This is a genomic window from Burkholderia sp. 567 (genome assembly GCF_040545115.1).
GTDB lineage: Bacteria > Pseudomonadota > Gammaproteobacteria > Burkholderiales > Burkholderiaceae > Burkholderia > Burkholderia ambifaria.
The window spans coordinates 76,209-103,017 of record NZ_JBEPLG010000007.1 but is presented as its reverse complement, the minus strand read 5'-3'; the positions used below and the strand labels follow the sequence as shown (position 1 = coordinate 103,017).

Sequence of the window (26,809 nt, the reverse complement as noted above, 5' to 3'; positions counted from 1 at the left end):
CGCGCTGCGCGTCAGGCAACCTCGACGTCGACGACGACGGGCGTACCGGCCCGCAGCGCATCCGTCAGCGTGTCGCGCAGGCGTGCGGCATCGGTGACGCGGATGCCGCGGCATCCCATCCCTTGCGCGAGCGCGACGAAATCCAGGTCGGGCAGATCGGTGCCCTGCACCGGATCGTCGGGACCGAAACCGAACACGGACGCGAATTCCTGCAGCGCCGCGTAGCGGCGATTGTTCAGGATCACGAACGTGATCGGCAGCTTCTGCTGCGCGGCGCTCCACAACGCCTGGATCGAATAGAGGCTCGACCCGTCGCCGATCAGCGCGATCACGCGCCGCCCCGGCCGCGCGAGCGCGACGCCGACCGCGGCCGGCATCCCGTAGCCGAGCCCGCCGCTGTCCATCGTGTAGAAGGTGCCGCTGCGCGTGAACGGCAGGTGCGTCTGCATCACCGGCCGCGCGCTCGGCGCTTCCTCGACGACGATGTCGTGCGCGTCGCGCAACTCGGCGAGCGTCTGCAGCGCGAACGCCACCGACATCCGCTCGCCGGCGGCCGGCGCTTCGGCGCGCGGGCGCGGCGGCCGCGGCGCGGGCATCGGCCGCTCGGGCGGCGCCGGCCGGGCCAGCAGGTCGCGCGCCGCGAGCCGCAGGTTGCCGACGACCGCATCGCCCGACGGCGTCCACGCGGCGATGCCCGGATCGTCGACGAGTTGCACAAGCGCGGCGCCCGGCGGCACATGCGGGCCGAAACCTTCGACGTGATAGGTGAACGCGGGCGCGCCGAACGCGAACACGAGGTCGTGCCCGTCGAGCCGCGCGACGATCTTCTCGCGGATCGCGGGCAGGAAGCCGGCGAACAGCGGATGGTCCTCGGGGAAGCTGCAGCGCCCCGACATCGGCGCGGCGTACACGCTTGCGCGGTGCCGCTCGGCCAGCCGCACCACGTCGTCCCACGCACCGGCCCGATCGACGGCCGCGCCGACCACGAGCGCGGGACGCCGCGCGGCATCGAGCGCGTCGCCGAGCCGCGCGAGCGCGTCGGGATCGGGCCGCACGACGCTGCTCACGTCGCGGCGCGGCAGCAGCTCGGCCGGCTGGTCCCAGTCGTCCACCGGGATCGACACGAACACCGGCCCGCGCGGCTCCTGCATCGCGATCCGGTACGCGCGCGCGATCGCGGCCGGCACGTCCTGCGCACGCGCGGGCTCGATGCTCCACTTCACGTACGGCTTCGGCATCTCGGCGGCCTGGGTCGCGCCGAGGAACGGATCGAACGGCAGGATCGCGCGGGCCTGCTGGCCGGCGGTGACGATCAGCGGCGTGCGGTTCCGGAACGCGGTGAACAGGTTGCCCATCGCGTTGCCGACGCCGGCCGCCGAATGCAGGTTGACCACCGCCGCATTGCCGGTGGCCTGCGCATGACCGTCCGCCATCCCGACCACCACGGCCTCCTGCAGGCCGAGCACGTAGCGGAAGTCGGCGGGGAAATCGCGGAACATCGGCAGCTCGGTCGAGCCGGGGTTGCCGAACACGCGATCGATGCCGAACTGGCGAAACAGGTCGATGACCGCGTCGCGGACGGTGATCGGGGCGGCGGATTGGGACGGGGTGCCGGACATGCTCGGGCGTCTCCTCGGTGGCTTGGCGGTTTCCACAGTATCGAAGCGCGAGTCATTCTCGGATACTGTATTTTCTGAGAAAAGCCATTACGATTCGGCATGACTTTCGATCTCCGGCAATTGCGTGCATTCACGACCATCGTCACGTGCGGCAGCCTCGGCCGCGCGGCCGACGCGCTGCATGTGACCCAGCCGGCGCTGAGCCGGATCCTGAAGCGGCTCGAGGACCAGGTCGGCGCGCCGCTGTTCGAGCGCCACTCGAAAGGCGTGCAGCTGACCGCGTTCGGCGAGGCACTGCTGCCGCACGCGACGCTGCTGCAGCACGAGGCCGAGCACGCACGCGAGGAGCTCGATGCGATGCGCGGGTTCGCGAAGGGCACGATCAAGGTCGGCACGGTGGGCAGCATCGCGAGCCTCGTGCTGCCGGTCGCGGTCGGCCGCGTGCTCGACCGCTGGCCGAACCTGCGCGTCGAGATTCTCGAAGGCGTGTGGGACCGGCTCGCGGATGGCCTGAACAAGCACGAGATCGATCTCGCGCTGTCCGCGCACGGGCCCGACACCGACGAGATCGTCGCGATTCCGGAGTGCCGCTGGGAGGATCGCAGCCATATCGTTGCGGCGCCGCACCATCCGCTGCGCGCACTCGGACGCGCGCCCACACTCGCCGACACGCTGCACGCGCGCTGGGCGAGTCCGCCGCGCGGCACCGCGCCGTTCGACCACATGCGCGCGACCTTCGACGCGCACGGGCTCGCGCTACCCGACATCGCGGTCGAGACGCGCTCGGTCACGACGCTGAAGAGTCTCGTCGCGCACGCGGGCTTCCTGAGCTGGATGGCCGAACCGATGTACGGCGCCGAACAGCGCGCCGGCACGATCGATACGCTGCCGGTGCGCGAAGTGGTCGCGGTGCGCACGCTCACCGCGTTTCGCCGGCGCCACGGGATCCTGCCGGGGCCGGCCGGCAAGCTGCTCGACGAACTCGTCGCGCTGACGCGCGACGCACGCTGACTGCCCGTCCGCCGCCCCGCAGCGCACCATCGAAATGCCGCGTCGCCGCCTTGACTTTCGCTCGCCCGAATACGATCATTCGCTCACATGACGAGCAAATGATCGTATTCGACGACGCGGATCGCGGGTGCTGCCGCCAGGCCGGCCGGGATCCGATCGCGACAGGAGACACCGGATGACCGAATCGCCCTCCGCCCGCACGCCCGTGCTGCTGCACATCGGCGCAGGCTCGTTTCACCGCGCGCATCAGGCGTGGTATCTGCATCGCGTGAATGCGGCCGTGCCGGCCGGCGAGCGCTGGTCGCTGACCGTCGGCAACATCCGCGACGACATGCGCGCGACGATGGACGCGCTCGCCGCGCAGCACGGCGCATACACGCTCGAGACCGTCACGCCGCAAGGCGAGCGCGCGTACGAGACGATCCGCGCGATCTCGCGCGTGCTGCCGTGGTCGATCGACCTCGCCGCGCTGATCGACGCCGGCGCCGACCCGGCATGCCGCATCGTGTCGTTCACCGTCACCGAAGGCGGCTACTACCTCGACGAACACAACCGGCTCGATATCGCGAACGCCGATCTCGCGGCCGACCTGCAGGGCGCGCGCACGACGCTGTACGGCGCGCTCGCGGCGCTGCTCGCCGAACGCGTGGCGCGCGGCGCGGGCCCGCTCACGCTGCAGAGCTGCGACAACCTGCGCAACAACGGCGCGCGCTTTCGCGCGGGCATGCGCGAATTCCTCGAACGGCGCGGCGAGGCCGGCCTGCTCGCGTGGTTCGATGCGAACGTCGCGACGCCGAGCGCGATGGTCGACCGCATCACGCCGCGCCCGACCGACGACGTGCGCGAACGCGTGCGCGCGGCCACCGGCGTCGACGACGCGTGCCCGGTGATGGGCGAATCGTTCATCCAGTGGGTGATCGAGGACCGCTTCGCGGCCGGCCGGCCGCGCTGGGAGCTGGCCGGCGCGGAACTGGTCGACGACGTGCATCCGTACGAGGAAGCGAAGATCCGCATCCTCAATGCGACGCACAGCTGCATCGCGTGGGCCGGCACGCTCGCGGGCCACACGTACATCCACGAGGGCACGCACGACGCGGCGATCCGCCGCTTCGCGCACGACTACGTGACGCAGGACGTGATCCCGTGCCTCAGCCCGAGCCCGCTCGACCTCGAACGCTATCGCGACGTCGTGCTCGAACGCTTCGGCAACCCGTACGTGCTCGACACGAACCAGCGCGTCGCGGCCGACGGCTTCTCGAAGATTCCCGGCTTCATCGCGCCGACGCTCGTCGAATCGTTCGCGCGCGGCGCGGCGCCGGTCGCCACCGCGGTGCTGCCGGCGCTGTTCCTGCGTTTTCTCGAACGCTGGGCGCGCGGGCTGCTGCCGTATGCGTACCAGGACGGCGTAATGGATGACGGCACCGCGCGGGCGATCGTCGAAGCCGACGACCCGGTCGTCGCGCTGTGCGCAAGCCGCGCGCTGTGGGGCTCGCTCGCCGGCAACGCCGCGCTGTACGACGCGCTGCGCGCCGGGCTCGCGCGCGTCGACGGGTGGCTCGCGCAGCGCTGAGGCGCGGCGCGGCCCTCCGGCCCTCTCCCGGCGGCCGGCGCTCGCACGCTGCCGCGCATCCGGGCGAACCTGCGTTGGCATGCGCGCGTGCGTGCGGCTAAAGTAGCGGCTCCTCACTGACGGAACGGATCGCTCATGTATCTCGGCATCGACCTCGGCACCTCGGAAGTGAAGGTGCTGCTGCTGGCCCCGGACGGCACCGTGGTCGGCACCGCGGGCACGCCGTTCGGCGTGTCGCGGCCGCACCCGCGCTGGGCTGAACAGCATCCGGACGACTGGTGGCAAGGCACGCTCGCCGCGCTCGCGGCGCTGCGCGAACGGCACCCCCAGGCGTTCGCGCAGGTGCGCGGGATCGGCCTGTCGGGCCAGATGCACGGCGCGGTGCTGCTCGGCCGCGACGATCGCGTGCTGCGCCCCGCGATCCTGTGGAACGACATGCGCAGCGCCGACGAATGCGCGCTGCTCACCGAACGCGCACCCGATCTGCACGCGCTGGCCGGCAACCTCGCGATGCCCGGCTTCACCGCGCCGAAACTGCTGTGGGTCGCGAAGCACGAACCCGACGTGTTCGCCGCGACCGCGTGCGTGCTGATGCCGAAGGACTACCTGCGCTTCCGGCTCACGGGCGCGAAGGTGTCCGATCCGTCCGACGCGGCCGGCACGCTGTGGCTCGACGTCGCGCGCCGCGACTGGTCCGACGCGCTGCTCGCCGCGTGCGACATGACGCGCGAGCAGATGCCGCGCATCGTCGAAGGCAACGCGCCGTCCGGCACGCTGCGTGCGGACGTCGCGCGCGAGCTCGGGCTGTCGGAGGCTGTCGTGGTGGCGGGCGGCGGCGGCGACAACGCGACGAGCGCGCTCGGTATCGGCGCGATCCACGCGGGCGACGGCTTCGTGTCGCTCGGCACGTCGGGCGTGCTGAGCGTGGTCGGCGACCGCTTCATGCCGAATCCCGCATCGGCCGTGCATGCGTTCTGTCACGCGATTCCCGATCGCTGGCAGCTGATGAGCGTCGTGCTGTCGGCCGCGAGCTGCCTGCGCTGGGTCTGCAAGCTGACGGGCACCGACGAGCCGGCGCTGCTCGCCGAAATCGAGGCGCTCGACGCGGACGCGCTCGCCACCGCGCCGCTGTTCCTGCCCTACCTGTCCGGCGAACGCACGCCGCACAACGATCCGTATGCGCAGGGCGTGTTCTTCGGGATGACGCACGCGACCGAACGCGCGCATCTCGGCTACGCGGTGCTCGAAGGCGTGACGCTCGGCCTCGCGGACGGCCTCGACGCGCTGCACACGGCCGGCGTCGAAACCGACCGGCTGTCGCTGATCGGCGGCGGCGCGCGCAGCGCGTTCTGGGCGCAGCTGATCGCCGATGCGCTGAACGTGCACACGCGCCAGCACGGCGGCGGCGAAACCGGTGCGGCGCTCGGCGCGGCGCGGCTGGGCTGGCTCGCCGTCGGCGGCGATCCGCAGGTGGTGCTGACCAAGCCGCCGATGCGCGCCGAATACACGCCCGACGCCGCGCGCCATGCGCTGCTGCGCGAGCGCCTCGACGCGTTCCGCGCGCTGTATCGCCACGTGCGCCCGCTTTACGAACCGTCGCGCGCGCGGCTCGCGTAAGCGCCGCAGCGGCCGTCGGCCGCGCCCCGGCATGCGTTACAGTGGATGCCGTCGGCGCCCCTGACGGCCGGCCCGCGGGGGCGGCCCCCAGATCCGAACCGAACCGCTATCGTGTCCAAGTCCTCAGAAAAACTCGATCTCGCCACGCGTGCCGCGTGGCTCTACTACGTCGCGGGCGACACGCAGAATGAAATCGCCGAGAAGCTGCAGGTGTCGCGCCCGGTCGCGCAGCGCCTCGTCGCGTTCGCGGTCGAGAAGAACCTGATCCGCGTGCGCGTCGATCACCAGCTCGCCGACTGTCTCGACCTCGGCGCGCAACTGTCGAAACGCTACGGGCTCGCGATGTGCGAAGTCGTGCCGGTCGATGCCGACGCGCCCGAAGCGATCGACCGCAAGCTCGCGGTCGCGGGCGCCCAGGTGATGGAGCGCTACCTGAACGAAACGCGGCCGATGGTGATCGCGGTCAGCAGCGGCCGCACGCTGAAGGCGGCGGTCGCGCAGATCGCGCAGATCGAGCGGCCGCAGCACCGGCTCGTGTCGATGGTCGGCGCGATCGCGGCCGACGGCTCGTCGAACCGCTACGACGTCGCGCAGTACATCTCCGAGAAGACGGGCAGCAAGCACTTCCTGCTGCCCGCGCCGCTGTTCGCCGACAGCGACGCCGAGCGCGCGCAATGGTGCAATCACCGTCTGTACCGGATCGTCGATGCGCTGTCGGCGCAGGCCGACGTCGCGTTCGTCGGGATCGGCAACATCGGCCCGCACTGCCCGCTCTACGAGGACGGCTTCATCACCGAACAGGAACGCGACGAGATGACCGCGCTCGGCGCGGTGGCCGAGCTGCTCGGCGTGCCGATCGATGCGCGGGGCAGGCTGGTCGACGTGTCGACGAGCGCGCGCGTGACGAGCGTCGCGCTCGACGCGCCGCCGAAACGTCCGACGATCGCGTTCGCGGGCGGCCCGAAGAAGCGCGACGCGGTGATCGCCGCGCTGCGCGGCGGCTGGCTGTCGGGGCTCGTCACCGACGAGACCTGCGCGCGCGCGGCACTCGACGCGAAGGCGGCCTGACGGCGCCGAACGCTCACGCGGCCGCGCGCGGCGCCGGAAACGCGTGCCGGCGCGCGCGCCACGCGCCGAGCCACGCCGCCGCCAGCAGCGCGACGAGCACCCACGGAATCACCCCCGCGCCCGTCGCGCCGAGCAGCATCCCGCCCACGATGCCGCCGCCCGCGATCGCGAGGTTCCACACCGTCACGAGCATCGACTGCGCGACATCGGCCGCATCGCCCGCCGCGTTCGCGGTGGCCGTCTGGAACAGCGTCGGCGCGCCGCCGAACGCGAGCCCCCACAGCGCGACGCCTGCATAGACGATCGCCATCCCGGACCCGGCGCCGAGCATCGCCGCCGCAAGCGCGAACAGCGCGATGCTCGCGAGCGTCAGCCGCCGCTGCGCGGCGCCGATCCATGCGCCCGTCAACGCGATGCCGACCAGCGACGCGACGCCGAACACGAACAGCACCGCATCGACCTGCGCGCCCATCCGCACGCCCGCGAGGAACGGCGCGACGTAGGTGTACAGCATGTTGTGCGCGAGCACGTACGCGAACATCACGACCAGCACCGGCCGCACGCCGGGCAGCGCGAATACGCCGAGCACGGGCTCGCGCGCGCCGGCCGGCTGCCCGGGATAGTCGGGCACGCGCAGCCGGATCCAGCCGATCAGCGCGAGCGCCGCAACCGTGATGCCCGCGAACGCAATACGCCAGCCGAACATCGCGCCGAGCGCGGTGCCGGCCGGAATGCCGATCGACATCGCGACCGGCGCGCCGAGCATCGCGACCGCGATCGCCCGGCCGCGCAGCGATGCGTCGACCATCCGGCTCGCATAGCCGGCCAGCAGCGCCCACAGCAGCCCGGCCGACATGCCCGCGACGAAGCGCGCGGCGAGCGTGAGCGCGTAGTACGGCGACGCGGCCGTCAACGCATTCGACACGACGAACCCGGCCAGCGCCGCGAGCAGCAGCCGGCGCCGGCGCATCGCGCGCGTCGCGGCGACGAGTGGAATCGCTGCGACGATCGAGCCGAGTGCATAGACGGTCACGAGCTGGCCGATCAGCGCCTCGGTCACGCGCAGGTCGACGCTCATCAACGGCAGCAGGCCGGCCGGCAGCGCCTCGGTGAGGATCGTGATGAAACCGGCGGTGGCGAGCGCCAGCAGGTTCGCGACCGGCAGGCGTTCGCGCACCGGCGCGGACGGGTCGGACGCGCGGTCCGCAACCCGGTCGGAGACGGATACGCACTCACTCATGCCGCGCCCCGGTCGTCGACGCCGTACACCGCATCGCGCACGTCGGTGACGACACGCCCGTGCATCCCTTCGTACAACGTATTGGTCAGCGCGACGACCGTCAGCCCGGCCGCGCGGTCGACGAACCACGCATGCCCGTACGCACCGCCCCAGCGCCACGTGCCGACCGACTCCGGCGACTGCGCGGCCGCCGGATCGCGCAGCACCGAAAAGCCGAGTCCGAAGCCGAATCCCGGCGCGTCCGGCAAGTCGTTCGCCCCCGGCTGCACGCGGGACATCTCGTCGATCCAGCGGCGTTCGAGCCAGCCGTCGCGGCCGGTGCGCAACGTATCGAGCAGCGTCATGCAGTCGCGTGCGGTGCCGACCATCCCCGCGCCGCCCGACGGCCACGCGGCCGCGTCGAACGCGCGCGCCGGTGCGAAGCGGATGCCGACCGTGCCGTCGTACACCGGCGCGAGATCGTCGTCGGCCATCCGGCGCGGCGCGACCGGCGTACTGACGTACGGCGTCGCGAAGCGTGCGGCGTCGTGCGAGAAGAACGCGGTGTCCGTCATCCCGAGCGGCGTCGTGACGAGTGCGGCCACGGCCTCGCCGAGCGGCCGGCCGTCGACCGCCTCGATCAGCGCGCCGACCACGTCGATCGCAAGCGAGTAGTCCCACGACGTGCCGGGCGCGAACCGCAGCGGCACGCCGGCGATGCGCCGCACGTTCTCCGCGAGCGACAGGTCCGCGCGATCCATCCCGTCGGACACGCCGGCACGCGCATACGGGCCGTCGGCGTCGGCTTCGAGGAAGCGGTAGCCGAGCCCGGCCGTATGCGACAGCAGATGACGCAACGTGATGTCGGTGGACGTGCCGTCACGCAGCGTCGGCCGGAACGCGGGCAACCAGTGCGCGATCGGCTCGTCGAGTTCGATGCGTCCCGCCGCGACCAGCCGCATCGCGGCGGCCGTCACGATTGGCTTCGACACCGACGCGAGCCGGAACAGCGTGTCCTCCCGCATCGGCGTGCCGGCCTCGCGATCGGCGAGGCCGGCCGCGCGCGCATAGCGCAGTTCGCCGTCGCGGGCGACCAGCACGACCGCGCCGACCACGCGCGCGTCGGCCAGCGTGCGATCGAGCACCGCGTCGAGGCGCTCGGGCAGCGCGGCGTCCGGTTCTGCGCGGTGGGCGGTGACAGGCAGGGATGACATGGCGTGACCTCGAACAGTGAAGGAACGCCCATCGTAGGGAGCCGGCGCAAGAAGAAAAACCGGGTTAGAGTTCCGGACACTCCGGACATCGATGTCCGCAATCGGGAACCTGCATGGAAAATCTTGGCGGCTTCGTCGTGTTCGTCCAGGTCGCGGAAACGCGCAGTTTCGTCGCGGCCGGCCGCGCGCTCGGGCTGTCGGCGTCCGCGATCGGCAAGCGCATCGCGCGGCTCGAGGCCCGGCTGAACGTGCGGCTGTTTCACCGCAGCACGCGCAGCATCACGCTGACCGCGGAAGGCACGCGTTTCCTGGAGCGATGCCGGCGCGTGATCGCCGAGATCGACGCGGCCGAGCAGGAACTGACGCACAGCGCCGAAGCGCCGCGCGGGCGCCTGCGCGTGAGCCTGCCGACGATCGGCACGCTGCTGCTGCCGCTGCTCGCCGATTTCATGGCAGCGTATCCGGAGATCGAACTCGACATCGATTTCAGCGACCGCCTGGTCGACGTCGTCGAAGAAGGCTTCGACGCGGTGCTACGCACCGGCCAGCCGACGGATTCGCGGCTGTCGTCGCGGCTGCTCGGCCATTTTCGCCAGCACCTCGTCGCGTCGCCCGACTATCTCGAACGGCACGGCACGCCGCGCACGCCGACCGATCTCGCACGGCACCGCTGCCTGCACTACCGCTTCCCGAGCAGCGGCAAGCTCGAGATCTGGCCGCTGCGCGCGTCGCGCTCGGGCACGCCACCGGCGGTGCCGGTCTCGATGGTCAGTAACAGCGCGGAGACGCGTCTGTGCTTCGCGCGGCGCGGGCTCGGCATCGCGTGCCTGCCCGAATTCTTCGTGCGCGACGCGCTCGACGACGGCACGCTGCGTGCGGTACTCGCCGAACACATCGTGAGCCGCACGCCGTTCTACGTGCTGTGGCCATCAGGCCGCCATCCGACGCCGAAGCTGCGTGCATTCGTCGACCACATGGCCGAGCACCTGCGCCTGTAACCGGCGCAAGCCGTTACGCCGCCTTCGCGTGCGCGCTCAGCCGCCGGAACGCCTGACCCTGCTCGTCGAACAGGTGGCAATGCTCGGGCTGCGCATGCACGTGCAGCGCCTCGCCGGTGCGGTACGTGTCGAGCGGCGGAATCCGCGCGATCAACCCGTCCGGCGCGACCGCCGACTCCGCATACAGATACGCGGCATCGCCGAGCGATTCGACGGCCATCGTCCGCGCGGCGACACCGGTGCCCGCCGCGCCCACCAGTAAATGCTCGGGCCGCACGCCGACGGTCACGGCCGCGCCAGGCTGCAGCCCCGCCGCATCGACCGCCACGCGCTGCGTCTCGCCGCTGTCGAAGCGCACCAGCACGCCGGTCGCATCGGCCGACTCGGCCGTGCCCTTCAGGAAGTTCATCTTCGGCGAGCCGATGAAACCCGCGACGAACTGGTTCGCCGGCGCGTGATACAGCGTGTTGGGCGTGCCGACCTGCTGCACCGCGCCGCCGGACAGCACGACGATCTTGTCGGCGAGCGTCATCGCCTCGACCTGGTCGTGCGTCACGTAGATCATCGTCGTCTTCAGCTCGTCGTGCAGCCGCGCGAATTCCAGCCGCATCTTCACGCGCAGCGCCGCATCGAGGTTCGACAACGGCTCGTCGAACAGGAACACCTTCGGCTTGCGCGTGATCGCGCGGCCGATCGCGACGCGCTGCCGCTGGCCGCCCGACAGTTGCTTCGGCTTGCGCTCCAGCAGGTGATCGATGTGCAGGATCTTCGCGGCCTGCTTCACCGCCTGGTCGATCTCGGGCTTCTTCGCGCCGGCGAGCTTCAGGCCGAACGCCATGTTGTCGTACAGCGTCATGTGCGGATACAGCGCATACGACTGGAACACCATCGCGATGCCGCGCTTCGCGCTCGGCACGTCGTTGACCTTCGCGCCGTCGATCAGCAGCTCGCCGCTCGAGATGTCCTCGAGCCCGGCGATCATCCGCATCAGCGTGGATTTGCCGCACCCGCTCGGGCCGACGAACACGACGAATTCGCCGTCGGCGATGTCGAGGTTCACGTTGCGCAGCACTTCGGTGTCGTCGTAGCGCTTCGCGATGTTGCGCAGGAGCACGCTTGCCATGGTCTGTCTCCGTTCGTTCGTGATGCGCCGCGTTCGACGCGGCGCGCAATCGTTCGTGGTGAGGGTCTGTTGCGCTAACCCGGCAGCACCGCGCCCGTCGCCTGCCAGCGCGCGACGTAGCCGGGCAGCTCGTGCATGTCGTCGAATACGTGACGCGCGCCGATCCCGCGCAGCGCGTCGATCTGCGCGGCCGACGCATGCCCGCCGCCGACGAAGCCGAGCACGGTCATGCCGGCCGCGGCGGCCGCGGTGATGCCCGTCACGCTGTCCTCGACGACGAGGCATTGCGCGGGCACCGCGCCGAGCGCGCGCGCGGCCGCGAGATACACGTCGGGTGCGGGCTTCGGCCGTGCGACGGCGTCCGCGCAGAACAGCCGGTCGCCGAAGAAGCGCGCGAGGCCGGTGCGCGCGAGCGCCGTCTCGACATACGCGCGGTAGCTGTTGCTCGCGCACGCTGTCGTCAGGCTGATCTCCGCGAGCGCCGCCTCGATCCCGTCGACCACCGGCGCGTTGACGGCCGCCGCCTCGACCGCGCGGCGGATCGCGTCGACGTCGTCGGCCGACAGCGTGCGCCCGACGGCCTCGCTCGCGCCCGCCAGCACGCGCTCGATGCGCAGCCCCAGCAGCGGCATCACGGCCGGCCGCGCATCGACGCCCGGCCAGCGCGCGTCGAGCTCGCGCACGATCACGTCGGCGGCGACGGCCTCGCTGTCGATCAGCACGCCGTCGCAATCGCAGATCAGCACGTTCAACCCGTGGCCGACCACGCCTTTGCCGGCCGCACCTTCGCCGGCCGCCGTCATTTGACCGCCCCGAACGTGAGCCCGCGCACGAGCTGCTTCTGCGACAGCCAGCCGACGATCAGGATCGGCGCGACCGCGAGCAGGGACGCCGCGGACAGCTTCGCCCAGAACAAGCCCTCGGGGCTCGAGTACGACGCGATGAACACGGTGAGCGGCGCGGCGTTCGAGCTCGACAGGTTGATGCTCCAGAACGCCTCGTTCCACGACAGGATCACGAGCAGCAGCGCGGTGGACGCGAGGCCCGGCAGCGCCATCGGCATCAGCAGGTAGACGATCTCCTGCCACGTCGACGCGCCGTCGATGCGCCCCGCTTCGAGAATGTCCTTCGGAATCTCGTTGAAGTACGTGAAGGTCATCCATACCGCGATCGGCAGGTTGATCAGCGTGTACACGATCACGAGGCCCGACACGGTATCGAGCAGCCCCGCGTTCTTCCACAGCAGGTAGATCGGCACGAGCACGCCGACCGACGGCATCATCTTGGTCGACAGCATCCACAGCAGCACCTTCTGCGTGCGGCGGTTCGGGAAGAACGCCATCGCGTAGGCCGCCGGCACCGCGAGCAGCAGCGAGATCGCCGTGACGCCCGCCGAGATCAGCACCGAGTTCCATGCGAAGCCGAAGTAGTTGCTGCGCGCGAACACCTCGCGGAAGCTGTCGAACGTCGGCACGAAGAACAGCGTCGACGCGTAGGCCTGCTGCTCGGTCTTGAACGCGGTGATCGCCATCCAGAAGATCGGGAAGAACAGCAGCAGCGCGATCAGCCACGCCAGCGCGCCGGGCAGCGCGCGCCGCACGAGGTCGAATGCGGCCGGCGCGCGCCGGCCTTCCAGAGTCAGGTCGCTCATTTCTCGTACTCCCCTTTCAGGTTGCGCGCGAGCATCCGCACCAGGAAGAACGACACGACGTTCGCGACCACGACGGCGATGATCCCGCCCGCGGACGCGAGGCCGACGTCGAACTGCTGCAGGCCGAGCGCGTAGATCAGGTACGACAGGTTGGTCGTCGCATTGCCTGGGCCGCCGCCCGTCGTCGTGTAGATCTCCGCGAAGATCGACAGCAGGAAGATCGTCTCCATCATCACGACCACGGCGATCGCGCGCTTCAGGTGCGGCAGCGTGATGTAGAAGAACATCGCGATCGGGCCCGCGCCGTCGATGCGGGCGGCTTCCTTCTGCTCCTGGTCGAGCGACTGGATCGCGGTGAACAGGATCAGGAACGCGAACGGTAGCCACTGCCACGCGACGATCATGATCACGGCGGTGAGCGGGTAATCGGCGAACCAGTCGACCGGCGTCATCCCGAGCGCGCGCATCGCGTTCGCGACGAGCCCGTACACCGGATGCAGGATCATGTTCTTCCAGATCAGCGCGGCGACCGTCGGCATCACGAAGAACGGCGCGATCGCGAGCAGCCGCGCGATGCCCTGCCCGTAGAACTTGCGGTCGAACAGCACGGCCATCAGCACGCCGCCGACCACCGTGATCGCGAGCACCGCGCCGATCAGCACGAGCGTGTGCCAGATTGCGGGCAGGAACGACGGATCGGTCGCGAGGAAGCGGTAGTTGTCGAGCCCGGCGAAGCCTTTCACGTCCGGGTTCAGCAGGTTGTAGCGCGAGAACGAATACCAGATCGTCATCGCGAGCGGAATCGACATCCACAGCAGCAGCACGGCGACGGACGGCGACACGAGCCAGCTCGGGCCGCCGCGCGCGCGGCGCGGCGCGCCGGGCGGCGACGACGCATCGCCGACCGACGGCGCGTGGCTCAGGGGAAGACGCAAATGACGCATGATCGGAGTCCCTCCGGTTGAGGCGCGGGCGCGAACGGCCGGCCCGCGTTATTGCTTCGGCCACGTGCACCGTGCGCGGCGGCGCGCACGGTGCGGGCCGCGTTACTTCTTGTAGCCGGCCTGCCGGACCGCGCGGTCGGCGGCGGCCTGCCCGGCGGCGAGCGCCTGGTCGACCGTCGTCTGGCCGGCAACCGCCCCCGCGATCGCCTGGCCGACCACCGTGCCGAACGACTGGAATTCAGGAATCCCGACGTACTGCACGCCCGTGTACGGCACCTTCTTCAGCGACGGATCGTTCGGATCGGCCGTCTCGATCGCCTTCAGCACGAAATCCGAGAACGGCGCGGCGGCCTTGTACTCGGGACGCTGGTAGGTCGACGTGCGGGTGCCCGGCGGCACCGACGCCCAGCCTTCGTCCTTGCCGGCCATCTCGATGTACTGCCTGGACGTCGCCCACGCGATGAACTTGCGCGCGGCGTCCTGCTGCTTCGACGTCTTCGGCACGGCCAGCGCCCACGCCCACAGCCAGTGCGAGCCCTTCGGCGTGGCGGCCACAGGCGCGGCGGCGAAACCGATCTTGTCGGCGACCTGCGACTGCTGTTTGTTATAGAGCATCCCGGCCGCGACCGTCGCGTCGATCCACATCGCGCACTTGCCCGATGCGGTCAGCGTCAGGTTCTCGTTGAAGCCGTTCGAGCTGGCTCCCGGCGGCCCGTCCTTCTTCAGCAGGTTCACGTAGAAGCCGATCGCCTTCTTCCATTCCGGCGACGTCAGTTGCGCGTTCCAGTTCTCGTCGAACCAGCGCCCGCCGAACGTGTTCACGACCGTCGACACGTACGCCATGTTCTCGCCCCACCCGGCCTTGCCGCGCAGGCAGATCCCGTAGGTGCCCTTCGCCTTGTCGGTGAGCTTGTCCGCGAACTCGGCGATCTGGTCGTAGGTCGGCTGGTCGGGCATCTTGAGCCCCTTCGCCGCGAACAGGTCCTTGCGGTAGAACGTCATCGAGCTCTCGACGTAGAACGGCAGCGCATACAGCTGGCCGTTGTACGACAGGCTGTCGCGCGCGGTCTTCACGATATCGTTCAGGTCGTAGTCGGCGGGCAGCCCCGTCATCGGCGCGAGCCAGCCGCGCTTGCCCCACTGCGGCGTCTCGTAGGTGCCGATCGCCATCACGTCGAACTGGCCGCTGCCGGTCGTGATGTCGGTGGTCGCGCGCTGGCGCAGCACGTTCTCCTCGAGGATCACCCAGTTCAGCTTGATGTCGGGGTTCGCCTTCTCGAACGCCGGCGACAGCTTCTTCAACTCGATCATGTCCGGGTTGTTCAGCGTCGCGATCGTCAGCGTGCCGGCGGACGCCGCGCACGCGGCCGTCGCGAGCGCGGCTCCGGCGAAGCAGCGTGCGGCGGCATCGAGCATCTTTCGTTGCATGGCATGTCTCCTGTGATTGTTCGAACTGTCGTCGGTGTTGCGTATTGTGTTGCGTGCGTATTACTGATTACGTATTGCGTGTGTCGCGTTGCTGCGTTCCCTTCTCGCCCGTCACGCCGGCCGCTGCATGCCGCAAGCGCGCGCATAGTGCGCGATCACCTCGCGGATCCGGTGGCGCACCCACGCGCGCGGTTCCTTCGCGAGGCCGCCCGCGCGGCACGCCGCATACACGTCCGGCAGCCACTGCGCGACGAGCGTCTCCGGCACCGGCTGCCGCGCGAGGTTGTCGAACAGCTGCTCGACCGCCGCCGCGACGGCCGGCTGCAGCCAGTAGTAGCGGATCCGGTCGCTGTAGCTGAACTGGCGCGCGAGTCGCTGCTCGGTTTCGTCGCCGCGGTAGTACGGCGCCCAGTGCTCGGGCTGCGCGCGCATCGCGGCGTCGACCACGTCGCGCAGGCGCGAGCGCTGCGCGACGTCGCCGATCAGCGCGTCCTCGATGAAGGTGAGCGCGAACAGCGCCTCGCGCAGCGCGAAGGTCAGCGCGGGGCCGACCTTCAGCACCGCGAAGTGGTCGCGAACGAGCGCGGCGAGCGCGTCTTCGGTCTGGTAGTCGGTCGAATGCGCTTCGAACACGAGGCGCGGCGTGCGCAGGATGCTCGCGCCGAGCGACGCGGCTTTCGCGCTGTCGTAGTCGAGCACGTGGCGATCGTCGAAGTCGACGCCCGGCTGCGCGACGATCGCGACCACGCGGTTCCACGCATCGTCGAGCCCGGCCGCCACGAATGCGCCGCGGTGCGCATCGAGTGTCGCGGCGATGCTGTCGCTGCGCGTGACCGCGATTCGCGCGATCGCATCGCCATCGCCATCCGCATCGCCGGCCACTTCGCCGCCCGGCGTCGGCACTTCGGTGCCGATCACGTAGACGGGCGCGACGCCGGCGCGCGCCGCTGCGTCTTCGGCCGCGCGGCACAGCTCGGCCGCGCGCGCGGCGATCGTCCGGTCGTCGAGTCGCGGCGGATCGTCCGCGCACGCCATGCTCGCATCGAGGTGGATCTTCTCGAACCCGGCTTCGACATACGCGGCGACCATCGCAGTCGCTTCGCGCATCGCGTCGGCCGCGCGGCGGTGCCGCCACGGGTTCGGGCCGAGGTGATCGCCGCCGAGCACGAGCGCCGATGGCGCGAGCCCGCAGCGCTGCGCGATCGCATCGACGTCGCGCCGGAAATCGGCGGGTGTCATGCCCGTGTAGCCGCCGAGATGATTCACCTGGTTGCAGGTCGCCTCGATCAGGAGCAGCGAGCCGTCCGCGCGCGCGGCTTCGCACGCGGCCTCCAGCACGAGCCGGTGCGCGCTGCAGATCGAATAGATGCCGCGCTGCGCATCCGCGCGATTCGCGTCGAAGATCATCCGCAGCACGGCGTCGGCGTGCGCGTGGCGCGGGCGTTCGGCGGTGGAGGTCAGGCCGGACATGCGACACCTCGTTCGGTCAGGAAGCCATCGATCTCGGCCGCGCTGCTGTTGCCCTCCATCGGACCGCGCCGCGTGACGGCGATCGCACCGGCCGCATTCGCGCGGCGCAGCGCGACGTCGATCGGCAGGCCCGCGACGAGGCTCGCGACCAGCGTGCCGCCGAAGCAGTCGCCGGCGCCGGTCGGATCGAGTTCGTCGACCGGCCAGGCCGGCGCGTCGATGCGGCTCGCACGATCGAATGCGGTGCTGCCGGCCGCGCCGCGCTTGAGCACGACGCGCTCGAGCAGCGGATGCGTCGCGAGCAGCCCGGCGATCGCACGCTCGGCCGGCTGCGGCCCGCAGAAGAACGGCAGGTCGGCCTCGCTCGGCAGGAACAGGTGACACGCGGCGAGCATCGCGTCGAGTGCCGCGCGCATCGGCCGGAAGCTCAGCATCTCCGGCCGAACGTTCGGGTCGAACGACACCTTCGCGCCGACGCGCGCCGCTTCGATCACGCCGCGCTGCACCGCCGCGATCGCCGATTCGCTCGTCAGCGACGAGCCCATCACGTGGAAGTAGCGGCAGCCGTCGAATATCGCGGTGTCGACGTCGGATGCGTCGACGCACGCGGCCGCGCTGGTGGACAGGCTGAAGACGAAGCTGCGCGAGCCGTCGTCGCGATACGCGACGAACGCGGTGCCGGTCGGGCGGGCGACGCGGCGGATGCGCGCGACGTCGACGCCGTCGCGCTCGAGCCGCGCGACGATCGCGTCGCCGAACGCATCGCGGCCGACGCAGCCCGCATACGCGACGCGCGCACCGAGCCGCGCGGCCTGGTCGGCGAAGATCGCCGGCGCGCCGCTCGGAAACGGGCCCGCGAACAGGCCCGGCGTGTCGAAACCCTGGCCGCGCTCGGCGGCGACGAATTCGGCCAGCAGTTCGCCGGCGACCACGATCTCCGCCATCATGCGGGCCCTCGTGCGGCGGCGGCCGCGTTTAGCGACCCTGCCGGAGTTGCGCGTGCGAGCATCGCCACGTCAGCTCATCCAGTTGCCGCCGTCGACGTTCAGCGTCTGGGCGGTGATGTAGTCGGCGTCGGCCGACGCGAGGAACAGCGCGGCGCCCGTCAGGTCGCCCGGCACGCCCATCCGGCCGAGCGGCACGGCCTCGCCGACGAGCCGCTTCTTCTCGCCGGGCGGACGATGCTCGTAGCGCGCGAACAGCGCATCGACCTGCTCCCACATCGGCGTGTCGACCACGCCCGGCGCGATGCCGTTCACGTTGATCCGGTGCGGCGCGAGCGCGAGCGCGGCCGACTGCGTGTAGCTGATCACCGCGGCCTTGGTCGCGCAGTAGTGCGAAACGAGCGCCTCGCCGCGACGCCCCGCCTGCGACGACATGTTGACGATCTTGCCGCCGCGGCCCTGCTCGACCATCCGCTGCGCCACGGCCTGCATCAGGAAGAACAGCCCTTTCACGTTGACCGAGAACAGCCGGTCGAACACGTCCCAGGATTCGTCGAGGAGCGGGCGCATGTCGAACAGCGCCGCGTTGTTGAACAGGATGTCGACGCCGCCGAAGCGCTCGACCGCGGTGGCGACGATCCGCTCGATGTCGTCGCGGCGCGTGACGTCCGCGGTGACGGCCACCGCGCGGCCGGGGCTCGCCTCGATCAATCGTGCGAGCGAGCCGCTCGCCGGCTTCACATCGACCAGCACGCAGCGCGCGCCTTCGTCCAGATAGCGTTGCGCGACCGCCTCGCCGATGCCGCTTGCCGCGCCCGTCAGGATCGCGACCTTCTGTTCCAGTCTCACTGGTTGTCTCCGGTTCGTTCTGCTGCTCGAAGGTCACGAGGTGAGCGAACGCTCGCCGACCGATCAATTGCTCTGTTAGTGATCGAATGATCGGATACGGGATTCGCGCTGTCAAGGCGACGCGGCGGCTTTCGATGATGCGCTGCGGCAAGGCGCACCGCCGCACCGGCTTGTTACCCGCGTCCGGCAAGGCGCGGCGCACCGGGTGCGGCGCGGCTGAAACAGTGATGAAGGGGACGGAGCGGATGCGCGGGACGGAATTCGGGCTGCACGGGAGGAAGATACGTTATATCATCGCCATACTTCGTTTTTCATGCCTGCTTCACGCCATGGCCACCTCATCGCCCATCGACGCCCGGCTGTCCCGGGCCGACGCATTCGCCGCCGAGCACGGGCTCGCGTGGACGCCGCTGCGCCGCCAGGTCTACGAACGCGTGCTGGCCGCGCAGCGGCCGATCGGCGCGTACGACCTGCTCGCCGAGCTCGAGCCGCAGCGCGGCCGCGTGCCGCCCACGACCGTCTATCGCGCGCTGGATTTCCTCGTCGAGCACGGCTTCATCCACCGGATCGAATCGAAGAACGCGTTCTTCGCGTGCTGCGAGATCGGCGTGCCGCACGAAGGCCAGTTCCTGATCTGCGATTCGTGCGGCGAGACCGTCGAGATCCCGGGCAGCGACCTCGCGAAGCAGCTGTCCGCGAGCGCGCCCGCGCACGGGTTCGAAGTCCATCACCAGGTCGTCGAGCTGAACGGCCTGTGCGGGCACTGCAAGGGCAAGCCCGCGCACCGCTGACGCCGCCCCGCGCGGCGCTCGGCGCCGCCCCCCCTTCCAACGAGGAGTTCCATGTCCATTGCCCTGAAGCGCGCGCCACGACGCGCGCTGCCGCTGGTTCGCCTGCTGGCCGCCTCGGCTGCCGCGCTGTCGCTTGTGGCGCCCGCCTTCGCGCAGGCCGCGACCGTCAACGTCGTCGCCGCCGAGAATTTCTATGGCGACGTCGCATCGCAGATCGGCGGCCGCCATGTCGCGGTGACCAGCATCCTCAGCAATCCCGACCAGGATCCGCACCTGTTCGAAGCGAGCCCGAAGACCGCGCGCGCGCTGCAGCATGCGCAGGTCGTGATCTACAACGGCGCGAACTACGATCCGTGGATGAGCAAGCTGCTCGGCGCGTCGAAGCAGGCGAAGCGCGCGACGATCGTCGTCGCGGATCTCGTCGGCAAGAAGGCCGGCGACAATCCGCACGTCTGGTACGACCCGGCGACCATGCCGGCCGCCGCGCGCGCGATCGCGGCCGAGCTCGGCCGTGCCGATCCGGCGAACAAGGCCGACTACGACGCGAACCTGCAGAAGTTCGTCGCGTCGCTGAAACCGGTCGACGACAAGGTCGCCGCGCTGCGCGCGCAGTACAAGGGCGCGCCGGTGACGGCCACGGAGCCCGTGTTCGGCTACATGTCCGACGCGATCGGCCTCGACATGCGCAACCAGCGCTTCCAGCTCGCGACGATGAACGACACCGAAGCCAGCGCGCAGGACGTCGCCGCGTTCGAGAACGACCTGCGCAAGAAGCAGGTGCGCGTGCTGATCTACAACAGCCAGGCCGAAGCGCCGATGACCAAGCGCCTGCTGAAGGTCGCGCGCGACGGCGGCGTGCCGAGCGTGAGCGTCACCGAGACGCAGCCGGCCGGCAAGACCTTCCAGCAATGGATGGCCGGCCAGCTGGACGCGCTTGCGGCCGCGCTTTCCGCCAGCAAGAAATGATCGACGCAACGACATGAGCCCTACTCCCCACGCACTCGCACTCGATCGCGTCACGCTCGAACTGGCCGGCCGCACGATCCTGCGCGACGTCAGCTTCTCGATCGAACCCGGCGAATTCGTCGGCGTGCTCGGGCCGAACGGCGCGGGCAAGACGACGCTGATGCGCGCGGTGCTCGGTCTCGTGCCCGTCTCCGGCGGCACGCTGTCGGTCGGCGGCGTGCCGGTCGTGCGCGGCAACGCGTCGATCGGCTACATGCCGCAGATCAGGAGCGGCCTCGCGAATCGCCGGATGCGCGGCTACGACTTCGTCGCGATGGCCGCCGACGGCCATCGCTGGGGGCTGCCGCACCCGAACGCGGCGACGCGGCGCGACGTCGAGCGCGTGCTCGAGCTCGTCGGCGGCGCGGCGCTCGCGCGCCGACCGCTGTCGGAACTGTCGGGCGGCGAGCGCCAGCGGCTGCTGCTCGCGCAGTGCCTGCTCGGCAGCCCGAAGCTGCTGCTGCTCGACGAGCCGCTGATCAGCCTCGACCCGAACCATCAGCGCGGCGTCGTCGAGCTCGTGCGCAACGTGCAGCGCGAGCTCGGCATCACCGTGCTGTTTTCCGCGCACGAACTGAATCCGCTGCTGAACGCGCTCGATCGCGTGCTGTATCTCGGCAACGGCGTCGCGGCGCTCGGCACCGTCGACGAGGTGATCACCAAGCCGGTGCTGTCGCGACTCTACGGTTCGCCGATCGACGTGATGCGCGTGAACGGCAAGATCTTCGTGATGTCGGGCGACGTCGAAGTCGAGAAGCACGATCACGAACACGAGGACGACGACGGCCACTCGCACGGCGGTGGCGGCGGCCACGGCCATCACCACCACGGACACGCTCATCCCGGGCATTCGCACGATGTTTGAATACGACTTCATGATCAACGCGTTCGCCGCGTCGGGGATCGTCGCTGTGCTCGCGGGCATCGTCGGCTACTTCCTGGTGCTGCGCGGACAAACCTTCGCCGGCCACGCGCTGTCGCACGTCGGCTTCACCGGCGCGACCGGCGCGGTGCTGCTCGGCATCTCGCCGATGTGGGGGATGGTCGGCTTCACGCTCGCGGCCGGCATCGGGATGGGCGCGCTCGGCGAACGGCTCGCGGGCCGCGACGTCGCGATCGGCGTGGTGCTGTCGGGGGCGCTCGGCTTCGGGCTGCTGTTCCTGCACTTCTACACGTCGTTCGCGACGCAGGTCACCGCGCTGCTGTTCGGCAACGTGCTCGCGGTCAGCCCCGACACGCTCGCGGTGCTGGCCGGCATCGGCGCGGTGAGCCTCGTCGCGCTCGCACTGATCGCGCGGCCGCTGCTGTTTGCGTCGCTGCAGCCCGAGCTGGCCGAAGCCAAGGGCGTGTCGCTGCGCACGGTGTCGATGCTGTTCCTCGCGGTATGCGCGCTCGCGGTGGCCGCGGCGACGCAGATCGTCGGCGTGCTGCTGGTGTTCACGCTGCTGGTCGGGCCGGCCGCGGCTGCGCAGAATGTGTCGACGCGGCTGTCGACCGGCGTGCTGCTCGCCGCGTTGTTCGCGCTGTTCGAAGCGTGGCTCGGGATCACACTCGCGTATCACACCGACTGGCCGACGAGCTTCTGGATTACCGCGCTGTCCGCGCTCGTTTACGGCGCGAGCCTGTTGCGGCGTCATTGAGCGTCGAGTGACACAAATGAAAAAACGCCGGCGCAGCCGGCGTTTTTTCATGCTTCACGCGAGCGCGCCGCGCGCGGCGATTACAGCTTTCGTACGCGGTTCATCGCGCCAGCACGCGCGCATGATGCGCGATGTGATCGGCGATGAACGTCGAGATGAAGTAGTAGCCGTGGTCGTAGCCCGCGTGTCGGCGCAGCGTCAGCGGCTGGCCGGCCTTCGCGCACGCGGCTTCGAACACGTCGGGGTTCAGCTGGTTCGCGAGAAACTGATCGGCGAGGCCCTGGTCGACGAGGATGCCGTCCGCGAACTTCGGCGCATCCGCACGCGCGACGAGTTCGCTCGCGTCATGCTGCTTCCACGCGTCGCGGTCGGCGCCGAGGTAGCCCGAGAATGCCTTCTCGCCCCACGGGCAGCGCGTCGGCGCGGCGATCGGCGCGAACGCCGACACCGAGCGGTACAGGTCGGGATGGCGCAGCGCGAGCGTCAGCGCGCCGTGCCCGCCCATCGAGTGGCCGAAGATCCCGAGCCGCGCACCGTCGATCGGCAGCTCGGCCGCGACGAGTTCGCGCAGTTCGCCCGTCACGTACGACTCCATCCGGTAATGCGTCGACCACGGCGCTTGCGTCGCGTCGACATAGAAGCCCGCGCCGACGCCGAAATCCCACGCATCGGACTCGCCCGGCACGTCCGCCCCGCGCGGGCTCGTATCGGGCATCACCAGCGCGAGGCCGTGCTGCGCCGCATACTGCTGCGCGCCGCCCTTGATCGCGAACGTCTCCTCGGTGCACGTGAGCCCCGCGAGGTAGAACAGCGCCGGCACGCGGCCGTGCGCCGCCTGCGGCGGCAGGTACACCGAGAACTTCATCGGCAGGCCGATGGCCTTCGAATCGTGGCGATAGAAGCGTTGCTCGCCACCGTGGCAAGCATGCGAAGAAACGAGTTCGAGCATGGGGTTCCCTTCCGTTCAATACAGCACGATCGGGCGAATCGATTCGCCCGTCTTCATCGAGTCGAAGCCGTCGTCGAGCTTCGCGGGCGACAGCGCGTGCGTGATGGGTCAAGCCGTGCCGCGCGACACGGCGAAGCCGTGCCCGGCATGATCCCCGATCCCGCCGCCCGTCGCGTGCGCGAAACAGTCGCCGGCTTGCCGCGATACGTCACCGCCGTCGCAACAGGACAAGTGCCCGAGTTTAAACGCCGGTCGTGAACCACGCATCCGTTCGCGCATACAGATCGACGAAACGCGCATGGCGGGCGGCCAGCGCGCGATCGTCGCGCGGCGCGGCGACTGGCGACGCAGCCGGCGCCAGCGTGCGCAGCGCGTCTTCGCGCCAGTGCCCGATCGCGACGCCCGCGAGCAGCGCGGCGCCCCGCGTCGCGGCGTTCGGGCAATCGACCGCGTCGAGCGAGGCGCCGAGCGCATCCGCGAGCAACTGGCGCCAACGCGGATCGACCGAGCCGCCGCCGGCCAGGCGCAGCGTCGTCACCGGATCGGCCGGGTTCGCGTCGCGGATCGCATCGAGCCCCGCGCGCAACGCGAACGCGACGCCTTCGAAGGCGGCGCGCATCATCGCGCCGCGCGTGTCACCGAGCCCGAGTCCGAGCCAGCCGCCGCGCGCATCGGGATTCATCCACGGCGAGCGCTCGCCCGTCAGGTACGGCAGGAAGCACAGCCGCTCGGACGGCGGCTGCGCGAACGCGTCGTCGTACGCCGCCGGCCAGCCGTCATAGCCGAGCCAGCCGCGCACCGCTTCGAGCGCAATGCCGACGTTCTGCATCGCGGCCATCGTGTAATAGCCGCCGCCGGCCGCCGTGCGATAGCGATGCAGCCCGCGCCGCGCGGGCGGCAAGCGGTCGGCGAGCACGACGATCTGACCGCCGCTGCCGGTGGTCAGCAGCGCGTCGCCGGCCGCGACGAGCCCGCTGCCGAGCGCCGCGCACGCGGTATCGGCCGCCCCGGTCGCCAGCGGCACGCCGGCCGGCAGCCCGAGCGCCGCCGCGGCCGTCTCGGCGAGCACGCCGCAGCGCGCGCTCGACGGCTGCACCGGTGCGAAGCGGTCGGCCGACAGGCCCAGCGAATCGATCAGCGCCGTATCCCAAGCGCCGTCCGGCGTCGCGAGCGCGGTCGCGCATGCATCGCTCGGATCGGCCGCGACGTCGCCGCCCAGTGCGATGCGCAGCCAGTCCTTCGGCTGCACGGCCCGGCGCGCGGCCCGCAGCGCCTGCGGTTCGTGTGCGGCCAGCCAGCGCAACAGCGGGCCCGCCATGCCGGGCGCGACGGGATTCGGTGCGACGGGCAAACCGGCGACGGGCAATCCGGCGACGGGCACACCGGCGCCCGGCCAGTCGGCCGCGTCCGCTTCACGCACCGCGCGCGTGTCGGGCCACAACAACGCGGGCCGCACCGCCTGCCCGGCCGCGTCGATCAGCACGACGCCATGCATCTGGCCGGAGAAGCCGATCGCGGCGACCTGCTCGCGCTCGGCGGCCGGCAGCCGCGCCGCGGCGCGCACGAGCGCCTGCCACCACACGTCGGGCGCGATTTCGGCCCAGCCGGGCTGCGGCGAAGACAATGCATAGGGTTCGCTCGCAACCGCGCGCTCGATGCCGTTGGCATCGAGCGTGACGAGTTTGACGGAGCCGGTACCGAGGTCGATTCCGAGCAGGCGCATGGCTGGGTGGCGTAGTCGAGTAAACGGATGTCGATGATAGCGGGATCGCGACGCGCGGCCCTGATTTGCGCGACGCTTTTGCCGCTGCGGGAATGCGAAAACGCGACCGCGCGCAGCGGGCTTCACGAGGCTGCATCTTGCGCGTGAAAACAGCCGCTCGCGGGTTAACCCGGCGCGATTTTTCGCGGGTCGTTTTTGCCACTATGCCGGCGCGCCGATACACACCATAAAGCCGACGATATTTGACATGGGGGCCCGCACTATTTTGAAGGGCTATAAAACCGGGGAACCTCACTCCAGCGGTGTTTCCCGATGATCTTCCCCCTGTTGCATGCCGAACCGGCATATCGAACCTGCAAAGAGCGGAATAGAACCCAGTGCTCTTGTTGCGATGGTGCATTCCGCATAACTTCGTACCACCCCGAAAACAAGATCATGGAGTGAGACAGATGCAATCGAACACGGTCCATCCGTGCGATGAGGTGCTGCCGACCGGCAAGCTTGTAACGCTTGGTCTGCAGCACGTCCTCGTCATGTACGCCGGCGCCGTCGCCGTGCCGCTTATCGTCGGCGGCGCGCTGAAGCTGCCGAAAGACCAGATCGCGTTCCTGATCAGCGCCGATCTGTTTTCGTGCGGCATCGCCACGCTGATCCAGACGCTCGGCCTGTGGATCTTCGGGATCCGCCTGCCCGTCATCATGGGCTGCACATTCGCCGCGGTCGGCCCGATGATCGCGATCGGCACCAACCCCGGCCTCGGCATTCTCGACATCTTCGGCTCGACCATCGCGGCCGGCATCATCGGCATCGTGCTCGCGCCGACGATCGGCAAGCTGCTGCGGTTCTTCCCGCCGGTCGTGGTCGGCACCGTGATCGCGGTGATCGGGCTGTCGCTGATGGAAGTCGGGATCAACTGGGCCGCCGGCGGCGTCGGCAACCCTGAATACGGCAGCCCCGTCTACCTCGGCCTGTCGCTGCTCGTGCTCACGCTGATCCTGCTGATCAACAAGTTCGGCCGCGGCTTCCTCGCGAACATCTCGGTGCTGCTCGGCATCGTCGCCGGCTTCGTGATCGCGTTTGCGGTCGGCCGCGTGAATACCGACGGCGTGGCGCTCGCACCTTGGGTCGGCTTCGTGATGCCGTTCCACTTCGGCATGCCGCATTTCGACCCGCTGTCGATCGCGACGATGGTCACGGTGATGTTCGTCACCTTCATCGAATCGACCGGCATGTTCCTCGCGGTCGGCGACATGGTCGATCGCCCGGTCAACCAGGACCGCCTCGTGCGCGGCCTGCGCGTCGATGGCCTCGGCACGCTGATCGGCGGCATCTTCAACTCGTTCCCGCACACGTCGTTCTCGCAGAACGTCGGCCTGATCGGCGTGACGGGCGTGAAGAGCCGGTACGTCTGCGCGACGGGCGGCGTGATCCTGGTGCTGCTCGGCCTGTTCCCGAAGATGGCGCAGGTCGTCGCGTCGGTGCCGCCGTTCGTGCTCGGCGGCGCGGGCATCGTGATGTTCGGGATGGTGGCGGCCAACGGCATCAAGGTGCTGTCGAAAGTCGACTTCGTGAACAACACGCACAACCTGTTCATCGTCGCGGTGAGCGTCGGCATGGGCCTCGTGCCGGTCGTGTCGCCGCACTTCTTCTCGAAGCTGCCGCCCGCGCTCGCACCGATCCTGCATAGCGGCATCCTGCTCGCTTCGGCCTCCGCCGTGATCCTGAACATCGTGTTCAACGGCGTGAAGGGCGAGAAGGATGCGAAGTGCGAGATCCGTCGCGCGGGACATGACTTCGACGGGCGCCCGGCCGACGTGCATCACTGATCGGTCCGCGCCGGACGCACGGCGCGACACGGCAAACGAAAAACGCCACGGCAAGCCGTGGCGTTTTGCTTTGCGGCGGAGGACCGCAGCGGGGGTGGCGATGCGCAGTCGCGACAAACCGGCCGCCCAAAAAGAAACGCCACGGACTTT

Annotated in this window: 24 protein-coding genes; 11 read left to right on the top strand and 13 right to left on the bottom strand. The window is 70.1% G+C overall.

The window, feature by feature from the left end; all coding sequences use genetic code 11:
• Nucleotides 1-11: 11 nt before the first annotated feature.
• On the bottom strand, nt 12-1,619 hold the full coding sequence (mdlC, locus tag ABIC50_RS20805) for a benzoylformate decarboxylase (protein WP_354166605.1): 1,608 nt from the start codon (nt 1,617-1,619) through the stop codon (nt 12-14).
• Nucleotides 1,620-1,718: 99 nt separating this feature from the next.
• Here mdlC and ABIC50_RS20800 point away from each other — a divergent pair, with 99 nt between their 5' ends.
• The 4 genes from ABIC50_RS20800 (at nt 1,719) to ABIC50_RS20785 (ending at nt 6,885) form a co-directional block, all read left to right on the top strand.
• A complete protein-coding gene (locus ABIC50_RS20800) occupies nt 1,719-2,630 on the top strand; it encodes a LysR family transcriptional regulator (RefSeq protein ID WP_126228404.1) in 912 nt (303 codons plus the stop codon).
• A gap of 175 nt (nt 2,631-2,805) precedes the next feature.
• Nucleotides 2,806-4,200 (top strand): D-arabinitol 4-dehydrogenase, encoded by a 1,395-nt coding sequence (dalD, locus tag ABIC50_RS20795; protein WP_354166603.1) that lies wholly within the window; start codon nt 2,806-2,808, stop codon nt 4,198-4,200.
• Between the two features lie 135 nt (nt 4,201-4,335).
• Nucleotides 4,336-5,817, top strand: coding sequence for a xylulokinase (xylB, locus tag ABIC50_RS20790; protein WP_354166601.1), 1,482 nt, complete (start codon nt 4,336-4,338; stop codon nt 5,815-5,817).
• 111 nt (nt 5,818-5,928) lie between these two features.
• A complete protein-coding gene (locus ABIC50_RS20785) occupies nt 5,929-6,885 on the top strand; it encodes a sugar-binding transcriptional regulator (protein ID WP_269015981.1) in 957 nt (318 codons plus the stop codon).
• A gap of 13 nt (nt 6,886-6,898) precedes the next feature.
• Here ABIC50_RS20785 and ABIC50_RS20780 read toward each other — a convergent pair whose 3' ends face one another.
• Both ABIC50_RS20780 and ABIC50_RS20775 read right to left on the bottom strand, forming a co-directional pair.
• On the bottom strand, nt 6,899-8,125 hold the full coding sequence (locus tag ABIC50_RS20780; protein ID WP_354166598.1) for an MFS transporter: 1,227 nt from the start codon (nt 8,123-8,125) through the stop codon (nt 6,899-6,901).
• Complete coding sequence (locus ABIC50_RS20775) at nt 8,122-9,318, bottom strand: serine hydrolase domain-containing protein (RefSeq protein WP_354166596.1); 1,197 nt, start codon at nt 9,316-9,318, stop codon at nt 8,122-8,124. The genes ABIC50_RS20780 and ABIC50_RS20775 overlap by 4 nt, the downstream gene beginning before the upstream one ends.
• Nucleotides 9,319-9,431: 113 nt before the next feature.
• On the opposite strand from ABIC50_RS20775, the gene ABIC50_RS20770 reads away from it, so the two are divergent.
• Entirely contained in the window at nt 9,432-10,316 is an 885-nt protein-coding gene (locus ABIC50_RS20770; RefSeq protein WP_175660331.1) for a LysR family transcriptional regulator, read from the top strand.
• Between the two features lie 13 nt (nt 10,317-10,329).
• Here the strand turns inward: ABIC50_RS20770 and ABIC50_RS20765 are convergent, their stop codons facing one another.
• From ABIC50_RS20765 to ABIC50_RS20730, 8 genes are all read right to left on the bottom strand, one after another.
• Nucleotides 10,330-11,439, bottom strand: a complete 1,110-nt coding sequence (locus ABIC50_RS20765; RefSeq protein ID WP_175669946.1) for an ABC transporter ATP-binding protein — start codon at nt 11,437-11,439, stop codon at nt 10,330-10,332.
• 74 nt (nt 11,440-11,513) lie between these two features.
• Complete coding sequence (locus ABIC50_RS20760) at nt 11,514-12,242, bottom strand: HAD family hydrolase (protein WP_175736600.1); 729 nt, start codon at nt 12,240-12,242, stop codon at nt 11,514-11,516.
• The gene (locus tag ABIC50_RS20755; RefSeq protein ID WP_011657785.1) at nt 12,239-13,090 is read right to left on the bottom strand and encodes a carbohydrate ABC transporter permease; all 852 of its coding nucleotides are present in this window, start codon (nt 13,088-13,090) and stop codon (nt 12,239-12,241) included. The genes ABIC50_RS20760 and ABIC50_RS20755 overlap by 4 nt, the downstream gene beginning before the upstream one ends.
• Nucleotides 13,087-14,034, bottom strand: coding sequence for a carbohydrate ABC transporter permease (locus tag ABIC50_RS20750; RefSeq protein ID WP_006759345.1), 948 nt, complete (start codon nt 14,032-14,034; stop codon nt 13,087-13,089). The genes ABIC50_RS20755 and ABIC50_RS20750 overlap by 4 nt, the downstream gene beginning before the upstream one ends.
• A gap of 102 nt (nt 14,035-14,136) precedes the next feature.
• Nucleotides 14,137-15,462, bottom strand: a complete 1,326-nt coding sequence (locus ABIC50_RS20745) for an ABC transporter substrate-binding protein (RefSeq protein ID WP_166726421.1) — start codon at nt 15,460-15,462, stop codon at nt 14,137-14,139.
• A 111-nt stretch (nt 15,463-15,573) separates the two neighbouring features.
• The gene (locus ABIC50_RS20740; RefSeq protein ID WP_354166594.1) at nt 15,574-16,932 is read right to left on the bottom strand and encodes a D-tagatose-bisphosphate aldolase, class II, non-catalytic subunit; all 1,359 of its coding nucleotides are present in this window, start codon (nt 16,930-16,932) and stop codon (nt 15,574-15,576) included.
• Nucleotides 16,920-17,876, bottom strand: a complete 957-nt coding sequence (locus tag ABIC50_RS20735; protein WP_041491391.1) for a sugar kinase — start codon at nt 17,874-17,876, stop codon at nt 16,920-16,922. Before ABIC50_RS20735 ends, ABIC50_RS20740 begins: the two co-directional genes overlap by 13 nt.
• A 72-nt stretch (nt 17,877-17,948) precedes the next feature.
• A complete protein-coding gene (locus tag ABIC50_RS20730) occupies nt 17,949-18,725 on the bottom strand; it encodes an L-iditol 2-dehydrogenase (RefSeq protein WP_175656372.1) in 777 nt (258 codons plus the stop codon).
• 329 nt (nt 18,726-19,054) lie between these two features.
• On the opposite strand from ABIC50_RS20730, the gene ABIC50_RS20725 reads away from it, so the two are divergent.
• Genes ABIC50_RS20725 through ABIC50_RS20710 form a run of 4 tightly spaced genes read left to right on the top strand, consistent with a single transcriptional unit; the run spans nt 19,055 to nt 22,161 of the window.
• Nucleotides 19,055-19,516 (top strand): Fur family transcriptional regulator, encoded by a 462-nt coding sequence (locus tag ABIC50_RS20725; protein ID WP_011657790.1) that lies wholly within the window; start codon nt 19,055-19,057, stop codon nt 19,514-19,516.
• A gap of 51 nt (nt 19,517-19,567) precedes the next feature.
• A complete protein-coding gene (locus tag ABIC50_RS20720) occupies nt 19,568-20,482 on the top strand; it encodes a metal ABC transporter solute-binding protein, Zn/Mn family (RefSeq protein ID WP_354166591.1) in 915 nt (304 codons plus the stop codon).
• A 13-nt stretch (nt 20,483-20,495) separates the two neighbouring features.
• On the top strand, nt 20,496-21,386 hold the full coding sequence (locus tag ABIC50_RS20715) for an ABC transporter ATP-binding protein (RefSeq protein ID WP_354166589.1): 891 nt from the start codon (nt 20,496-20,498) through the stop codon (nt 21,384-21,386).
• Nucleotides 21,379-22,161: a metal ABC transporter permease gene (locus ABIC50_RS20710; protein WP_354166587.1), complete on the top strand. Its 783-nt coding sequence runs from the start codon at nt 21,379-21,381 to the stop codon at nt 22,159-22,161. Before ABIC50_RS20715 ends, ABIC50_RS20710 begins: the two co-directional genes overlap by 8 nt.
• Nucleotides 22,162-22,261: 100 nt before the next feature.
• On the opposite strand, the gene fghA is transcribed toward ABIC50_RS20710, so the two are convergent.
• Nucleotides 22,262-23,110: an S-formylglutathione hydrolase gene (gene fghA, locus ABIC50_RS20705; protein WP_011657794.1), complete on the bottom strand. Its 849-nt coding sequence runs from the start codon at nt 23,108-23,110 to the stop codon at nt 22,262-22,264.
• Here fghA and ABIC50_RS20700 point away from each other — a divergent pair.
• Complete coding sequence (locus tag ABIC50_RS20700) at nt 23,109-23,261, top strand: hypothetical protein (protein ID WP_175728259.1); 153 nt, start codon at nt 23,109-23,111, stop codon at nt 23,259-23,261. The genes fghA and ABIC50_RS20700 overlap by 2 nt on opposite strands.
• Before the next feature lie 90 nt (nt 23,262-23,351).
• Here the strand turns inward: ABIC50_RS20700 and ABIC50_RS20695 are convergent, their stop codons facing one another.
• The gene (locus ABIC50_RS20695) at nt 23,352-24,833 is read right to left on the bottom strand and encodes a xylulokinase (RefSeq protein ID WP_354166585.1); all 1,482 of its coding nucleotides are present in this window, start codon (nt 24,831-24,833) and stop codon (nt 23,352-23,354) included.
• Nucleotides 24,834-25,282: 449 nt separating this feature from the next.
• Here ABIC50_RS20695 and ABIC50_RS20690 point away from each other — a divergent pair, with 449 nt between their 5' ends.
• Entirely contained in the window at nt 25,283-26,659 is a 1,377-nt protein-coding gene (locus ABIC50_RS20690) for a nucleobase:cation symporter-2 family protein (protein ID WP_175660341.1), read from the top strand.
• Nucleotides 26,660-26,809: the final 150 nt, after the last annotated feature.

Excerpts from the sequence above, each read along its gene's own strand:
- mdlC (WP_354166605.1), bottom strand. The coding sequence starts at position 1,619 with ATGTCCGGCACCCCGTCCCAATCCGCCGCCCCGATCACCGTCCGCGAC.
- ABIC50_RS20695 (WP_354166585.1), bottom strand. The coding sequence starts at position 24,833 with ATGCGCCTGCTCGGAATCGACCTCGGTACCGGCTCCGTCAAACTCGTC.
- ABIC50_RS20710 (WP_354166587.1), top strand. The coding sequence starts at position 21,379 with ATGTTTGAATACGACTTCATGATCAACGCGTTCGCCGCGTCGGGGATC.
- ABIC50_RS20715 (WP_354166589.1), top strand. The coding sequence starts at position 20,496 with ATGAGCCCTACTCCCCACGCACTCGCACTCGATCGCGTCACGCTCGAA.
- ABIC50_RS20700 (WP_175728259.1), top strand. The coding sequence starts at position 23,109 with ATGGGGTTCCCTTCCGTTCAATACAGCACGATCGGGCGAATCGATTCG.
- ABIC50_RS20780 (WP_354166598.1), bottom strand. The coding sequence starts at position 8,125 with ATGAGTGAGTGCGTATCCGTCTCCGACCGGGTTGCGGACCGCGCGTCC.
- ABIC50_RS20800 (WP_126228404.1), top strand. The coding sequence starts at position 1,719 with ATGACTTTCGATCTCCGGCAATTGCGTGCATTCACGACCATCGTCACG.
- ABIC50_RS20760 (WP_175736600.1), bottom strand. The coding sequence starts at position 12,242 with ATGACGGCGGCCGGCGAAGGTGCGGCCGGCAAAGGCGTGGTCGGCCAC.
- xylB (WP_354166601.1), top strand. The coding sequence starts at position 4,336 with ATGTATCTCGGCATCGACCTCGGCACCTCGGAAGTGAAGGTGCTGCTG.
- ABIC50_RS20720 (WP_354166591.1), top strand. The coding sequence starts at position 19,568 with ATGTCCATTGCCCTGAAGCGCGCGCCACGACGCGCGCTGCCGCTGGTT.
- ABIC50_RS20775 (WP_354166596.1), bottom strand. The coding sequence starts at position 9,318 with ATGTCATCCCTGCCTGTCACCGCCCACCGCGCAGAACCGGACGCCGCG.
- ABIC50_RS20735 (WP_041491391.1), bottom strand. The coding sequence starts at position 17,876 with ATGGCGGAGATCGTGGTCGCCGGCGAACTGCTGGCCGAATTCGTCGCC.
- ABIC50_RS20745 (WP_166726421.1), bottom strand. The coding sequence starts at position 15,462 with ATGCAACGAAAGATGCTCGATGCCGCCGCACGCTGCTTCGCCGGAGCC.
- ABIC50_RS20770 (WP_175660331.1), top strand. The coding sequence starts at position 9,432 with ATGGAAAATCTTGGCGGCTTCGTCGTGTTCGTCCAGGTCGCGGAAACG.
- dalD (WP_354166603.1), top strand. The coding sequence starts at position 2,806 with ATGACCGAATCGCCCTCCGCCCGCACGCCCGTGCTGCTGCACATCGGC.
- ABIC50_RS20725 (WP_011657790.1), top strand. The coding sequence starts at position 19,055 with ATGGCCACCTCATCGCCCATCGACGCCCGGCTGTCCCGGGCCGACGCA.
- ABIC50_RS20690 (WP_175660341.1), top strand. The coding sequence starts at position 25,283 with ATGCAATCGAACACGGTCCATCCGTGCGATGAGGTGCTGCCGACCGGC.
- ABIC50_RS20750 (WP_006759345.1), bottom strand. The coding sequence starts at position 14,034 with ATGCGTCATTTGCGTCTTCCCCTGAGCCACGCGCCGTCGGTCGGCGAT.
- ABIC50_RS20740 (WP_354166594.1), bottom strand. The coding sequence starts at position 16,932 with ATGTCCGGCCTGACCTCCACCGCCGAACGCCCGCGCCACGCGCACGCC.
- fghA (WP_011657794.1), bottom strand. The coding sequence starts at position 23,110 with ATGCTCGAACTCGTTTCTTCGCATGCTTGCCACGGTGGCGAGCAACGC.
- ABIC50_RS20755 (WP_011657785.1), bottom strand. The coding sequence starts at position 13,090 with ATGAGCGACCTGACTCTGGAAGGCCGGCGCGCGCCGGCCGCATTCGAC.
- ABIC50_RS20765 (WP_175669946.1), bottom strand. The coding sequence starts at position 11,439 with ATGGCAAGCGTGCTCCTGCGCAACATCGCGAAGCGCTACGACGACACC.